General features: G+C 71.8%; 16 protein-coding genes. 12 read left to right on the plus strand and 4 right to left on the minus strand.

Annotation, left to right across the window (positions count from 1 at the left end; all coding sequences use genetic code 11):
• Positions 1-573: 573 nt before the first annotated feature.
• The 9 genes from ABD794_RS11855 to ABD794_RS11895 all read left to right on the plus strand — a co-directional run bounded on the left by ABD794_RS11855 (position 574) and on the right by ABD794_RS11895 (position 8776).
• Entirely contained in the window at positions 574-1152 is a 579-nt protein-coding gene (locus ABD794_RS11855; RefSeq protein WP_344962980.1) for a nitroreductase family protein, read from the plus strand.
• Positions 1130-1438: a DUF6092 family protein gene (locus ABD794_RS11860; RefSeq protein ID WP_344962982.1), complete on the plus strand. Its 309-nt coding sequence runs from the start codon at positions 1130-1132 to the stop codon at positions 1436-1438. Before ABD794_RS11855 ends, ABD794_RS11860 begins: the two co-directional genes overlap by 23 nt.
• 34 nt (positions 1439-1472) lie before the next feature.
• On the plus strand, positions 1473-2195 hold the full coding sequence (locus tag ABD794_RS11865; RefSeq protein WP_344962984.1) for a tRNA-dependent cyclodipeptide synthase: 723 nt from the start codon (positions 1473-1475) through the stop codon (positions 2193-2195).
• A 172-nt stretch (positions 2196-2367) separates the two neighbouring features.
• On the plus strand, positions 2368-3822 hold the full coding sequence (locus ABD794_RS11870) for a glyceraldehyde-3-phosphate dehydrogenase (RefSeq protein ID WP_344962986.1): 1455 nt from the start codon (positions 2368-2370) through the stop codon (positions 3820-3822).
• Positions 3823-3932: 110 nt separating this feature from the next.
• A complete protein-coding gene (locus ABD794_RS11875) occupies positions 3933-4556 on the plus strand; it encodes a GOLPH3/VPS74 family protein (protein WP_344962988.1) in 624 nt (207 codons plus the stop codon).
• 838 nt (positions 4557-5394) lie between these two features.
• Positions 5395-6126, plus strand: coding sequence for an alpha/beta fold hydrolase (locus ABD794_RS11880; protein ID WP_344962990.1), 732 nt, complete (start codon positions 5395-5397; stop codon positions 6124-6126).
• Positions 6114-7358, plus strand: coding sequence for a hypothetical protein (locus ABD794_RS11885; RefSeq protein WP_344962992.1), 1245 nt, complete (start codon positions 6114-6116; stop codon positions 7356-7358). The genes ABD794_RS11880 and ABD794_RS11885 overlap by 13 nt, the downstream gene beginning before the upstream one ends.
• Positions 7359-7447: 89 nt before the next feature.
• Complete coding sequence (locus ABD794_RS11890) at positions 7448-8026, plus strand: sugar O-acetyltransferase (RefSeq protein ID WP_344962995.1); 579 nt, start codon at positions 7448-7450, stop codon at positions 8024-8026.
• A 246-nt stretch (positions 8027-8272) separates the two neighbouring features.
• Positions 8273-8776: a hypothetical protein gene (locus tag ABD794_RS11895; RefSeq protein ID WP_344962997.1), complete on the plus strand. Its 504-nt coding sequence runs from the start codon at positions 8273-8275 to the stop codon at positions 8774-8776.
• Positions 8777-8837: 61 nt separating this feature from the next.
• Here ABD794_RS11895 and ABD794_RS11900 read toward each other — a convergent pair whose 3' ends face one another.
• A complete protein-coding gene (locus tag ABD794_RS11900) occupies positions 8838-9353 on the minus strand; it encodes a GNAT family N-acetyltransferase (RefSeq protein WP_344962999.1) in 516 nt (171 codons plus the stop codon).
• A 120-nt stretch (positions 9354-9473) separates the two neighbouring features.
• On the opposite strand from ABD794_RS11900, the gene ABD794_RS11905 reads away from it, so the two are divergent.
• Positions 9474-10511 carry an LppY/LpqO family protein gene (locus tag ABD794_RS11905; protein WP_344963001.1) on the plus strand — a complete coding sequence of 346 codons (1038 nt, stop codon included), beginning with the start codon at positions 9474-9476 and terminating at the stop codon, positions 10509-10511.
• Between the two features lie 30 nt (positions 10512-10541).
• Here the strand turns inward: ABD794_RS11905 and ABD794_RS11910 are convergent, their stop codons facing one another.
• Positions 10542-11090 (minus strand): winged helix-turn-helix transcriptional regulator, encoded by a 549-nt coding sequence (locus tag ABD794_RS11910; RefSeq protein ID WP_344963003.1) that lies wholly within the window; start codon positions 11088-11090, stop codon positions 10542-10544.
• Between the two features lie 67 nt (positions 11091-11157).
• On the opposite strand from ABD794_RS11910, the gene def reads away from it, so the two are divergent.
• Positions 11158-11820 (plus strand): peptide deformylase, encoded by a 663-nt coding sequence (def, locus tag ABD794_RS11915; RefSeq protein WP_344963005.1) that lies wholly within the window; start codon positions 11158-11160, stop codon positions 11818-11820.
• Positions 11821-11928: 108 nt separating this feature from the next.
• Positions 11929-12357 carry a hypothetical protein gene (locus tag ABD794_RS11920; RefSeq protein ID WP_344963007.1) on the plus strand — a complete coding sequence of 143 codons (429 nt, stop codon included), beginning with the start codon at positions 11929-11931 and terminating at the stop codon, positions 12355-12357.
• Between the two features lie 50 nt (positions 12358-12407).
• Here the strand turns inward: ABD794_RS11920 and ABD794_RS11925 are convergent, their stop codons facing one another.
• Together ABD794_RS11925 and ABD794_RS11930 are read right to left on the minus strand one after the other, a co-directional pair.
• Entirely contained in the window at positions 12408-12872 is a 465-nt protein-coding gene (locus ABD794_RS11925; protein ID WP_344963008.1) for a hypothetical protein, read from the minus strand.
• Positions 12873-13067: 195 nt separating this feature from the next.
• Positions 13068-13370 (minus strand): 2-thiouracil desulfurase family protein (locus ABD794_RS11930; protein ID WP_344963010.1); only part of this gene is annotated, 303 nt, incomplete at its 5' end.

A 13370-nucleotide genomic window follows, 5' to 3' on the forward strand; every position in this document is an offset into this window, starting at 1 on the left:
CGATCGGCGGCCTGCCGGGTCGGGGGTTACCGGAAGTCGACCAGGGTGGAAGCGCTTCCCGGGGTGCTCGGCCGGCCGGTCCGGGGGCCGTCCACGGCTGGCCGATGATCACTACTTGTCAGCACCGGTGATCCTGTGCACGGCGTGATGCGTCGCTCACGGTGTGCGACTCGGGGAGGCTTCGCCGCGCCCGGCGCGGCCGCCTACGTCATCTATCCCACATTCTGGGACGGGAAGGGTGCGGATCGGCTCAAATCACCCCGTTACGGCCCTCGGTGATGACGCCTCGGATGCGCATGGATGGCCGAAAAGGCCATCTGGACAAGCCTGTTCCTCTCTGAACTCCATCGGTGCGGGACGCCCCCGGCCGAAATCCGCGCGGCGCGCGCGGCCTCCGGGGCGGTGAAGGCGCCGACCAATAGCGGGTGTTCGGCCATTCATCCCCTTCGTCACTGAACAACCGGTTCCGCGTGATGTCCGCAGATCTTGCCGTGGTGACTCCTTGAGCCCGCTTGTCAACGTGCGGTACACAAGTGGCGTTTGTTGCCCAGAGGGGCAAGAGAAAGGGAAGTGATGCCAAAGAGTCCCTTGCCGGAAACGCTGCCCGACGTGCTGGACGTCATCCGCACCCGGACCGTCCTCCGGAATTACGCACCGGAACCCATCGACGACGAACTCATCGACCGGATGCTGGAGTGCATGCTCGCCGCACCCACCGCGTCCAACAAACAGGCGTGGTCGTTCGTCGTGGTGCGCGATCCGGCGAACGTGCGGCTGCTGCGGGCCTTTTCCCCCGGCATCATCGGAACGCCCTCCTTCGTCGTCGTCGCCTGTATCGACCGGCGGCTGACGGCCGGGTTCACCGGTGAGATATCCCGGAAGATCTACGAGACCTCGAAGCTCTGCGTGGCCATGGCCGTGGAGAACCTGCTCCTGTCCGCCCACGCCCTCGGCTTCGGCGGCTGCCCCGTGAGCAGCTTCCGCGAGGACGTGCTGCGCCACCTGCTCGGCCTGCCGGAGCCGCTCGAACCGGTGCTGCTCGTGCCCGTCGGGCGCGCCGCGCAGCCGCCCACGCCCTCCGACCGCCGCGACAAGAACGAGGTGATCAGCTATGAAGTCTGGGGAAACCGTGCCGCAGAACCGGTTGCATGAGGACATCGCCCTGCTCGCCGCGTACCTGCTGAGCAGCGGCCGGGGCCTGCTCAACGAGCCCTCGGATTATGGTGCCTTCCGCTGCGCGGACGCCGCGCGCCGGACGCTGGAGATCCTCGAACGGGCCGGCGGCAGCTCGCCCGGGCTCACCGAGGTGCGCGAGCGCCTGGACGGCGTCATGTTCGCCCCCATGGGCGGCGACACGGACATCGCCCGCATCCTCGACGAACTCTGCCTGAAGATGGCGGACACGCTGAAGGACGCCTCGTCCTCCCCGGCCTCCTGAGCGGATCCATGAACCCCCCAGAGGAGAAGACGTTATGCCGCCGCACGTGCTGACGGAGGCCCCCCGCATCGAGATGCACGGGGAGCCTCTCGGCGACAACTGCCGGCGCATCTGGCAGCGCGCGGAACACGCCCTCATCGGAATAAGCGCCGGGAACAGCTATTTCAATCAGGACCGGCTCACCGCGCTGCTCGCATGGGCGGAGAACCATTACGAGCGGATCGACGTCGTCTACGTCGACACCGCCCTGGACGACATGCTCCTGGCCGACGGCCGCACGCCGGAGAGCGCCGCGAAATCGGTGAAGTCGACCGTCCGCGACGTACGGCGGCGGATCAACCGGTCCCTGGAGAGGCTGGGAACGGCGGCCGAGCGGTTCCGCGTGCGGGCCCTTTCCGAACTCCTGGACGTGCCCGAGTACCGGGCCGTGCGGCAGCGGACGGACCGCGCCTTCGCGGAGGACGCGGAGTTCGCCGCCACCTGCGAGGCGATGGTGCAGGAGATCGTCGCCCACCGCGCCGGCGACGCCCCCGTCACCGACGCCCACCTCCGGGCCGGCCTGGCCTATGTGCAGGCCGAAGCGCCCCTGTTCACCGACTGTCCGGCCATCTTCGGCGTCACCGAGTCGGTGGTCCTGTACCACGTGAAGACGCCGATCTCCGAGTACCTCGCGGGGGACCCGCAGGGCTTCCGCGCTGCCCCCGGCCAGGGGTACGTCGTCGTCCGCCCGGCGGAGATGGCGTTCGCCGCTGTCTGAGCGGCGGCGCTCACGGACCGGCCGGCCCCGGTGGGCTTCCGCACGCCGGGGCCGGCTTGTATCGCACAAAACGCGCAGACCGGACATGTGTCACTCCGGTCACACCCCTTGAAGGGGCGAAAGTCCATGGGGTTAGCATGTGAGCGCCGCCTAGCTCGAAAGAGATACCCCTGTGACTGTCAACGAGGACACGTTCACCAACTGGAAGAACCGCGAGGAAATTGCGGAGTCGATGATCCCGATCATCGGGAAGCTGCACCGGGAGCGGGACGTCACCGTCCTGGTCCACAGCCGCTCCCTGGTGAACAAGTCGGTCGTCAGCATCCTCAAGACCCACCGGTTCGCCCGCCAGATAGCCGGTGAGGAGCTCTCGGTCACCGAGACGCTGCCCTTCCTGCAGGCCCTCACCACGCTCGATCTCGGTCCCTCCCAGATCGACATCGGCATGCTCGCCGCGACGTACCGGACCGACGACCGCGGTCTGTCGGTGGAGGAGTTCACCGCCCGGGCCGTCGCCGGCGCCACCGGGGCCAACAAGATCGAGCGCGGCGACGGGCGCGACGTCGTCCTCTACGGCTTCGGCCGCATCGGCCGCCTCGTCGCCCGCCTCCTCATCGAGAAGTCCGGCTCCGGCAACGGCCTGCGGCTGCGCGCCATCGTCGTCCGCGGGGGCGGCGGCCGGGCCGACGGGGATCTCGTCAAGCGCGCCTCCCTGCTGCGCCGGGACTCCATCCACGGCCAGTTCCAGGGCACGATCACGGTCGACGAGGCGAACGGCACGATCACCGCCAACGGCAACGAGATCAAGGTGATCTACGCCAACGACCCGTCCGAGGTCGACTACACGGCGTACGGCATCAAGGACGCCATCCTCATCGACAACACCGGCAAGTGGCGCGACCGCGAGGGCCTGTCCCAGCACCTGCGCCCCGGGATCGACAAGGTCGTCCTGACCGCGCCGGGCAAGGGCGACGTCCCGAACATCGTCCACGGCGTCAACCACGACACGATCAAGCCGGACGAGCAGATCCTGTCCTGCGCGTCCTGCACCACCAACGCGATCGTCCCGCCGCTGAAGGCGATGGCCGACGAGTACGGCGTGCTGCGCGGTCACGTGGAGACCGTCCACTCGTTCACCAACGACCAGAACCTGCTGGACAATTACCACAGCTCCGAGCGCCGCGGCCGCTCGGCGCCGCTCAACATGGTCATCACCGAGACCGGCGCCGCCTCCGCCGTCGCGAAGGCCCTGCCCGAGCTCCAGGCGAAGATCACCGGCAGCTCGATCCGCGTCCCCGTGCCGGACGTCTCGATCGCGATCCTCAACCTGCAGCTCGCCCGCGAGACCACCCGCGAGGACGTCCTCGACTACCTCCGCAACGTGTCGCTCACCTCGCCGCTCAAGCGCCAGATCGACTTCATCAGCGCGCCCGACGCGGTCTCCAGCGACTTCATCGGCTCGCGCCACGCGTCGATCGTCGACGCCGGTGCCACCAAGGTCGAGGGCGACAACGCGATCCTCTACCTCTGGTACGACAACGAGTTCGGCTACTCGTGCCAGGTCATCCGCGTCGTGCAGCACGTCTCCGGCGTGGAGTACCCGACCTACCCGGCACCGGTGGCCTGACCCGGCCGGACGGACCGCCGCCGTGAGGGTGCAGCGGCGGTCCCCGCTCCCTAGGCTCGTGTACGAGGGGCGTCGCACCACCTGCCGACGCCCCTCGTGGGGAGCCTGTCATGACCACACCCCGGGACTTGATGATCAGCGCCCTGGACGCGGCGCCCGGCCGCCCGGTGATGCAGGGCGAGCTGTCGCTCGCGCTGGCCGGGGCCGAACTGATCGACCTCCTGGCCGCCGGAGCCGTCGCGCTGGACGGCGACCGGATCCTGCCCGGCCCCCCGACGGGCGCGGCCGACCCCTTGGCGGACCAGGCCGCAGCGTCACTGGTCAGGGAAGCGCCGTACGAGTCCGTCGCCGACTGGCTGTGGCGCAGGGGCCGCGGCCTGGCCACCGCCTATCTGGACGCCCTGGAGGCGGAGGGGCGGCTCGTGTGGCGGCGGAGCCACTGGCGGCCCTTCCAGGACGGGCGGACGGCACTGGCCGATTCCCCCGACCGGCGCCGGGCCGCCGACCGCCGGGCCTCGGACGAACCCGTCCTCGCGGCCCTCGTGGCGGCCGTCGGCATCCGTGACGAGGACGCCGGGAACGCCGGGGACGCGGAGGACGCCGTGGCCGGGACCGGCGAGGCCGTGCAGACCGTCCTCGCGGCGGTCAACGACGCGCTGATGGAGCTGGCGGCCGTACGGCAACGGCGGGCCATCGAGCAGGCCGCCTTCGACAACATCTGGCGGGGCGCGTGACGCCCGTACCCATGACGGCTCAGAGGACCGTCAGGGTCGTCGGCCCCGTCGCGCCGGTGAGACCGCCCGACAGACACTGCAGCACCCCCGGCTGGGGCAGGGGGATGAGCTGGAGCACCCCCCCGCCCCCGGAAGCGGCCGTGGGTGACGGTGCCGGCGACCGGGGTGACCACCTGGCCGGCCACGGCCGTACTGCTCCCGGCGATGTCGGCGGTGCTGGAATCACCGGTGTTCCACGCGTAGGTCCGGCGGGCCCGGAAGCCTTCGAGGAGATTGTTGCAGCCTGTGAAGAGGGTGAACTCCTCGTGATAGCCGCCGCTCTTCACCGCTCCACCGCCACCGGCGCAGGAACCGAACCGCCCGTCCACCGTGACGTGGATGGGCCGCGGCAGGAGCGTGACCCCGGGGCTGTAGGTGACGGATTCCGTGCCCAGGCACTGCAACGGGCCGGAATCCCGGGCATGGGCGGAGGCCGGCGCCGGGGCGGCCGTGCCGAGGACCACCGCGGCCAACAGGGCGGCCACCCGCACAGATCTTCCGCCGAGCGTCGCGGCGGCTCGTTCCACGGTTCTTCTCGCACTGGACACCATGGGATCTCCCTGCCCCGCCGGTACGGCCCGCAGACGGGCGTGCCGGAGCGACGGACAGGGCACGGACCCGTACGGCCGCGCACGACGGCCTGCGTACGCCTGTCCGCGCGGCCCGTCCCGCGCGTAGCCTCCTTGCGCAAGGTCCTGTGCCGCAGCGATCGGGAGGGTGATGGACACGACGGAGCGCGGGTCGCTGCCCGTACCGGGCGCCCGGCTGTACTTCGAAGTGCGCGGCGCCGGGGCCGCTGTTGCTGCTCGTCCCGGGCGGCGCCTCCGACGCCGAGGTCTTCCGTAGGCTGGCCGACGAGCTCGCCGCCGGTCACCGCGTCGTCACCTACGACCCGCGCGGTATCTCGCGCAGCGCGCTCGGCGCACCCCCGCCGGAGCCGTGGCTCGGCACCCAGGCCGACGACGCCTCGCGGCTGCTCGGCCACCTCGCCCGGGACGACGAGCCGGTACGGGTGTTCGGCAGCTGCGCGGGCGGGCTGATCGCGCTGGAGCTGCTGGTCCGCGACCCGCACCGGATCCGGCTGGCGGTCGCCCACGAGCCGCCCGCCATGGGGCTGTTGCCCGACGCGGTACGGCATGCCGCGTTCTTCGACGAGGTGTACGCGACGTACCGCCGGGACGGCGTGCCCGCGGCCATGGAGAGGCTCTGCGCCGTCTTCGGGGGAAGGCCCGCCCCGGACCTGCCCGAGGCGGCCGACAACAGCGAGTTCTTCCTCTCCCACGTGATGCGGCCGTCCGTCCGCTGCGTACCCGACGTCACGGCACTGGCCGCCCTGGCGGACCGGGTGGTGCCGGCCGGCGGCCGGGACTCGCGCACCCACACCGTGCACCGGCCGGCGGCCGTCCTGGCGCGCCGGCTCGGCAGGGAGCTGGTGGAGTTCCCCGGCGGACACTCCGGCTACGCCAAGTACCCGGCCCCCTTCGCCGCCCGGCTCGCCGCGCTCCTGACCGACGCGCCATGCGCGTCCTGATGGGAGCCCAGAACTGCGGCTTCGGCCCGGCCTCCGTGCTCGTCGCCGTGGCCCGGCAACTCGCCGCGCACGAGCGGGTGTTCGTGGGGGACGGTGTCGCGGCGGCGTTCGCGCGCCGCAACGCCGCCGCCTTCGACGGCATCCATGACCACCTTAACGGCGACCTCCACGACCGGCTGTTGGCCGACAGCGACCGGGTCGTCTCCGTCATGGACGCCGACCTCGTCCTGCGCTCCGTCGTGGCGCGCCGCCCGGTGGTCCTGGTGGACTGCCTGTTCGGCTTCTGGCAGCACCGGCACCCGCTGGCGCGGATCCGCGAGCTGTGCGCGACCGTACCGCGCGACTCCTTCCCGGCGGCCCGCCGGCACCTGGCCCGCCTCTCGCCCCACGAACGCGTCCTCGCCGCCCACTTCCTGGCCGACCACAGCGTGGTCCAGAACTTCCCGGGCGTCTCCCGGCGCATGGCCGGGTTCGCCGACGCCGGTGCGGACCGCCCGATGCACCTGACCGGCCCGCTCGTCGACCTGGAAGGCCTGCACGAGGCGCGGGCGGAGGAACCGGCGGACAGCGGGCCGCACTACGACCTGATCGTCAACACCGGCGGCTTCAAGAACTTCCTGCTGGACTTCGACGTCCACAACGACTACCTCCGGCTCCTCGACCGCTGGATCCCGGACCTGCTCGCCGACTGGCCCCGGTTCACCGGCGTCCTGCTCTGCGGCGGCCCGTACGCAGGCCACCGCGCCCGTACGCTCCGGACGGCCGGGTGCCGGGTCGACCACCGGTTCCTGCCGCAGCGCGAACTGCTGCGCCAGGTGGCGAGGACACCGCACTACCTGCTCGCCCCCGGCCTCTCGGCGCTCCACGAGGCCACGCTCCTGGGCCGGTTGCCGCTGGCGCTCCACGAACAGCACTACGCGCACACGTTCACCGTCCGGCAGCTCGCCGGCACCCTCTTCGGCCGTCTTGCCGGGCGCTTCTCGGACGTCCTGCCCGGCCACGCGCCGCCCGAGGACGACCGGGCGGGCACCGAGGCCCTGGCGGCCGTCGCCGGCCGGGTCCGGGAGGACGACGGCCTCTACGCGCGGTTCCGCGGCACGTTCAACGAACGCCTGGAGCGCTACCTCTCCCTCACGCCGCAGCAGCGACGGGACGGGGCGACGGAACTGCGCCGCCTCCTGGACGGCCCTCCCGCCGCCGCGGTGATCGCCGCGCTTCTGGCGACCGGGTGACCCCGCCGGCAAACAACGGACGATCCACGGCAGTTGGCCGCCGACGGCCTCGTTAGAGTCGCGACGTCGACGAGGAGAGGACGACCGCCGTGGGAGTGAACAAGGAACGCATGCTGGCCGGCGAATGGTACGTGCCCGACGACCCCGAGCTGGTCGCGGACACCCGCCGCCGCGCGGAGCTCTGCGCGGCGTACAACGCGGCATCCCTGTCCGGCCCCGAGGAACGCCACGCGTTGCTGACACGGCTCCTCGGCTCCGTCGGGGAAGGGGTGAGGATCCGCGCGCCGTTCCACTGCGACTTCGGCTACCACATCGGCATCGGGGCGGGGGCGTTCGTCAACTTCGGCGCCGTCTTCCTCGACGCCGCCCCCATCACCGTGGGCGCGGACGCCCAGATCGGCCCGAACGTCCAACTGCTTACCCCCACGCACGCGCTGGACCCCGAACGCCGCCGCGCGGGCTGGGAGAAGGCCCTGCCGGTGACGGTCGGCGACAACGTCTGGCTCGGCGGGGGAGTGATCGTCTGCCCCGGGGTGACGATCGGCGAGAACACGGTCGTGGGCGCGGGATCCGTGGTCACCCGCGACCTGCCGCCCGGCGTCCTGGCGGTGGGCAACCCGGCCCGGGTGGTGCGCCCGCTCGACGGCACGGACCGGCCCGGCAGTTGAGCGGCAACCGCTCGCCGCGGCCCGGATCCGGGTGCCCCGGCTCTCCCTCCATCACCGTCGCGTCCCACCCGTGCGTCGTGGGACATGACGTCTCCGCAGGCCGGGCCGTGGGACGTCCCAGGAAGCCCCGACTGGGCCGTGAGGTCTGGCAGTTGCGGATGTGACCCGTCAGGGTCTGTGGTGCAACCGGGCGGCGCGGTCCACCCCGCGCCGCCCTCCCGAACAGCGGGGGAAGGAACCCGAGACATGTATGTACGCAAGCGCATCGCCCTGACGGTCACGACCGCGGTTCTCGGCGGCGTCCTGGCCGCGGCTCCGTCCATGGCCGCCGCGCCGGGCGGCACCGCCGCCACGGCCGCGTCCGCCGGCGCCGTCCACACGGCGGACTCCCGCGACGGCGCCGAGCTCCGGACCACCTGGAAGCACGTCTGGGGCCCGGCGAAGATCTCCGCCGACTACCTCAACAAGCACGGAAAGCACTGGGAGTCGCAGAACTTCACCCTGCCCCGGCCCGCGAACTCTGCGAAGATCACGCTCAAGTGCTGGAACAACCACGACGGCGGCGAGGCCCAGGTCCGGTTCAAGGACACCAAGACCGGCAGGATCGTCGCCGGCACCGGGTGGAAGCCGTGCGACTGGACGGAGTACCACGCCATCGGCAACTACTACACCGGTCACCCGATACGCGTGCTGCTGGACGTCAGGGGCCACGCGCACACCACTGACGTCACGGCCTACCGCGGGTACTGAGTGCCGCACCGCCGTTGTGGTCCGGGAGCGCTCCCGGACCACAACGGCGGTCCAGGGGCCGTCAGATCCCGAAAGGAGCCGCGTAACGGATGGTGCCGGCGGGCAGCGGGTGGGCCGGGTCCAGGGCGAGGGCCATCAGGGCCTCGTCCGGGACGTCGAAGGTCACCCCGATCCCGTGGAGGGACGCGCGGCCGAAACCGAAGCGCGGGTAGTACGCCGGGTGTCCCAGGACGGTGACGTAGCGCTCGCCCATCGCCCCCGCCGCGGCGAGCGCGGCGCGGATAGCGGCCGAACCGGCGCCGCTCTTCTGCTGCTCGGGCCGGACGGAGACGGGGGCCAGGCACAGTGCCGGGACGTCGCCGATGTGGCAGCGGGTGAGCAGGGCGTGGCCGACGGGGGTGCCGTGCTCATCGGCGCTGACGAGGGACAGGCCGTCGATCCAGGAGGAGTCGGCGCGCAGCGCGTCGACGAGGTCGGCCTCCAGCGGGGTGTCGAACGCGGCGAGGACGATCTCGCGGACGACGGGAATGTCGGCGCCGGTCTCGGCGCGGGTGATCCACAGGCTATTGGTACGCATGACAGGACAAGGATCCATTTCCCGTGAGGTGTGTGCAAGGGATATTCCTCGCGACGAGACCCCCCGGGGAGCCGGTGCGCCGAATGGCCCCTCCCGTATCGCGCTTCCCGGAATCGCGGCATGGCATGGGTGGTGGACGAGACGGGACGGGACGAGTCGGAGGCACGCATGGTGGACGGCCGGTCACAGGGAGCGGGAGTGGGAGCGGGCAGCGCGACGCGGCTACGGGTCCGGCGGTGCCTGGCGGGACTGATCGCCCTCGCCTCCGTGCTCCTCGCGACGGACACCGCGGACGCGCGGGACCGGCACCCGGCGCCGATCCGGCCGTCCCTCACCCGGGAGTCCGACTGGCGGGGAGTGGCGGACGTGCTCGGTCATCCGGGGAGGGTCGTGGACCGCCGGGCCTACGGGGTCGGGTTCCCCCGCGCCGATCTGAAGGTGGTCTGCCAGGGGCAACGGGTCGCGGCGATCGGGTCGTTCGTCTCCTTCATCCGCTATCCCGACCGGCGGACGATGATGATGGGAGAGCTGGCGGTCACCGAGCGCGAGGTGCGGAAGGTGCACGACGTGCTGGTCGCCCGCGGCCTGACCCAGACGTCCCTCCACGAGCACCTGCCGGCCCACAGCCCGGCGATGTGGTGGCTGCACTTCCACGGCATGGGCCGGGACCCGCTGGCCCTGGCCCGTGCGCTGCGCGCGGTCCTGGACGTCACCGGCACGCCGCACGTCCGGGGCACTCCCCACGACGTGCCCCTGGCCCTGGACGGACCGGCCGTGGACCGGGCCCTGGGAGCGGAGGGGCGGGCGCAGGGCAAGGTCTACAAGGTCACCTACGCCCGCAAGGAGACCGTGGCCGACCACGACCGGGTCCTGCCCAGGATGACGGGCAGCACCAGCGCCCTGATCTTCCAGCCCCTCGGCCGCGACAAGGCCCTGCTGAACGGCGACATCGCCGTGACCGCACGCGAAGTGCCCGCTGTGGTAAAGGCGTTGCGGCGCGGGAAGATCGACATCGTCGCCTTCCACAGTCACATGCTCACCGACCAGCCCCGCCTCTTCTACTTCCATCTGTGGGCCGTCGGCGACCCCGTCCGCCTGGCCGGACACCTCCGCGCCGCCATCCGACACACCAACTCCGCGCCCGCCAAGCCGAGCTGACGCCGCGCGCCCAGGGGGATCCAGGGGGATCTACTGGGGGAGGAGCGGGAACAGCCGGCTGATGAGGGCCACCGGTCGGGCCCCTTCGGGCCGGGCCAGGGGGCGCTGCTCGCGGTCCTGGTAGGGCGCGAGCGCCCGCCGGATCGCGTCGGCGACCCGGGCCATCTCCTCCGGCGTCAGGTAGGCGACGGCGCTGAACGCCTCGTCGTGGCGCCACTCGGCGGGCGCCGTCTCCCGCTGCGCCAGCCAGTGCTGCCAGCTCTCGTCCTCCAGCCCCCGGGCGAGGGTCCCGAACCCGTCGTCCCCGAGCTCGCCGTCCGCGGACGCCCCGGCGGCGGGGGCGCGTCGCGTCAGGCGCCAGGGGCGGACGCGGCCTCCGTGGTGGGGGGCCTCCTCGACGTACCCGTGGCGCGCGAGCTGCCGCAGGTGGAACGAGCAGAGCCCGGAGCTGTGGCCCAGCCGGGCCGCGGCCTCGGTCGCCGTGACGGTGCCGACCTCGGCGAGCAGCTCCAGCAGGGCCGTACGGACCTCGTGTTCGCGCAGTCCCTCGCGAGGGGTGAGGGCATCTTCTTCAGTCACTTTGCAAAGTCTGCTACTTTGCAAAGTACATGGCAAGTGATCTTGCCGAAGAGGAGGGGAGACAGCGATGCCTGTCCGTCATGACCGGTCCCGTCCGGTCGACCGGCGCGTCCGCGTGCAGGGCCGTCCCGTCGACGCCTACCCGGCTCTCCCGCCGGAGGCGGAACGGGGCTCGGTGCGCCGGGTCACGGTGGTCGGCGAGGAAGTCCTGAGCCGCCCGTGCCGGGAGGTGACCGAGTTCGGCACTCCGGAGCTGTCGGCGCTGATCGACGACATGTTCCTGACGATGCACGTGGCCGACGGGGCCGGCCTGGCCGCCAACCAAGTCGGCGTCGGCCTGCGGCTGTTCGTGTACGACTGCCCGGACGACGACGGGATCCGGCACGTCGGCCACGTCGTCAATCCGGTCCTGGAGCAGCCCGGCGCGGGCAGCCGTCGGCTCCTCGACGACAGCGAGGGCTGTCTGTCCGTGCCGGGAGCGGTCATGGACGTGCCCCGCGCCGACCGCGTCGTCGTCCGCGGCGTCGACAAGGACGGCGACCCCGTCGTCATCGAGGGGACGGGCTACTTCGCCCGGTGCCTCCAGCACGAGACCGACCACCTCGTCGGCCACACCTATCTCGACCGCCTCTCCAAGCGGGACCGCAAGGAAGCGCTGCGGCAGATGGAGGCCCGGCGGGACGAGGTCTTCGCGCGGCGCGCGGCCAGGGCCGCGGAAGCGGGCCGTTAGCGTTCCGTGCCCGTTCCGTGCCCACCGGACGGGGGAGCCGTGTCCCCTCCGCGCACCCCTGTCGATCGGCCGACACCGGGCGGGAGCCCCGGCCCCGACCCTGGTGGCATGAACAAGTCCTACCTCACCGAGCTCCGGGACAAGGCCATGGAGACCGGGGCCCCGCCGCCCGCCTGCGATCACTACGACGTCACGGTCAGCAACGAGACGGCGCACTCGCTGGTGCTCACGTCCCGGACCGTGGCCGGGACCTTCGACGACCCGGCACCCGGCACGGGCCATGTCCTCCACCCCGACGCGTCCGACACCTTCCGGATCACCTCGGTCCATTACCCCTGGGAATCCGGTGCGGCCACGCTCCGCTATCAAATGGCCGGTGTCCCGGTCGGGTTCACGGCGGTGGGCGGCCCGCCGGGCAGCCACGCCTCCAGCGCCATGGTGGAGGGGCACGGTTGTGAGTACTACGCGTGCGCCATCGAGGGCCGGCGGAACGGCGACCCGCTCATCAGGCTGATCGAGGCGTGGCCCCCGGGCTGACGGCACACACCGTCGGCAGGCCGGGGAAACCGGCCCGCCGACGGACCTGATCAGTGAGCGGTGCGGGTGTTCCAGATGGCCTGACTGCCGTCGTAGATCACGACGTTGCCGTCGTCCTGGACGGCGAGCCGGGACCCCGGGTGCCCGGCGGTCTTCGAGTTCCAGACCGCCTTGCCGGAGCGGGTGTAGACGACGAAGTTGCCGTCTTCCTGGAAGACGGCCCGCCAGCCCTGGTTGACGGTGTTGGCGTTCCAACGGGCCCGGCCGAACTCGTCGTAGACGACGAGGTTGCCGTCGGTCTGCATGACCAGCGTGGCCGTGTCGGAGCTCCAGGACTGGCCGCGCTCCAGCACGGCGGTGGCGTACAGGACCTGGGTGGCCTTGATTCTCGCCGTGGTCGTGGATCTCGTGGCGTCGGCCGACGCGTGTGCGGACGGTGTTGCGGCGGCCTGGCCGGTGAGTGCCAGGGTGGCGAGCGTGGCAACTGCGAGAAGCGCGCTGACCCTCTTCCTCATAGGAGGGCCTCCTTTCGCCGAGTCGGTCGTCCACCGGCATCCCGCCGGGGACGGCGGACCGAAGTCTGCCACCGCATCAGTGAATGAAGGTTCGACGAATACGGGAAATGACGCGTTCGCATCGGCGCTTGGCCAACTGGCCGCTGTAGCACCGGCAGTGCGCATGTGCACCACACGGGCACGGGATCGCCGTACTCACACCCCCGGCGCGGGCCGCACCGCGATGCCGTTCCGTTCGAGCAGCGCCGCGGTGACGCCGTCGCCCGCGACCGAACTGCCGGTGAACGACCCGTCGTAGACCGATCCCCGCCCGCAGGAAGGGCTGCGCGGCATCAACAGGGCCCGGGTGCAGCCGGATTGGCGGGCCGCGGCGAGGGCGCGCCGGGCCCCCTCGACGAATTCGGCCGTCACGTCGCGCCCGGTGTCCTCGACGACCCGGGCCGTCCCGTCCAGTACGTCGTGTCCGTCGCCGCCCACGAGCTCCGCGGGCCGTCGTGG

This window comes from Streptomyces thioluteus, assembly GCF_039535865.1.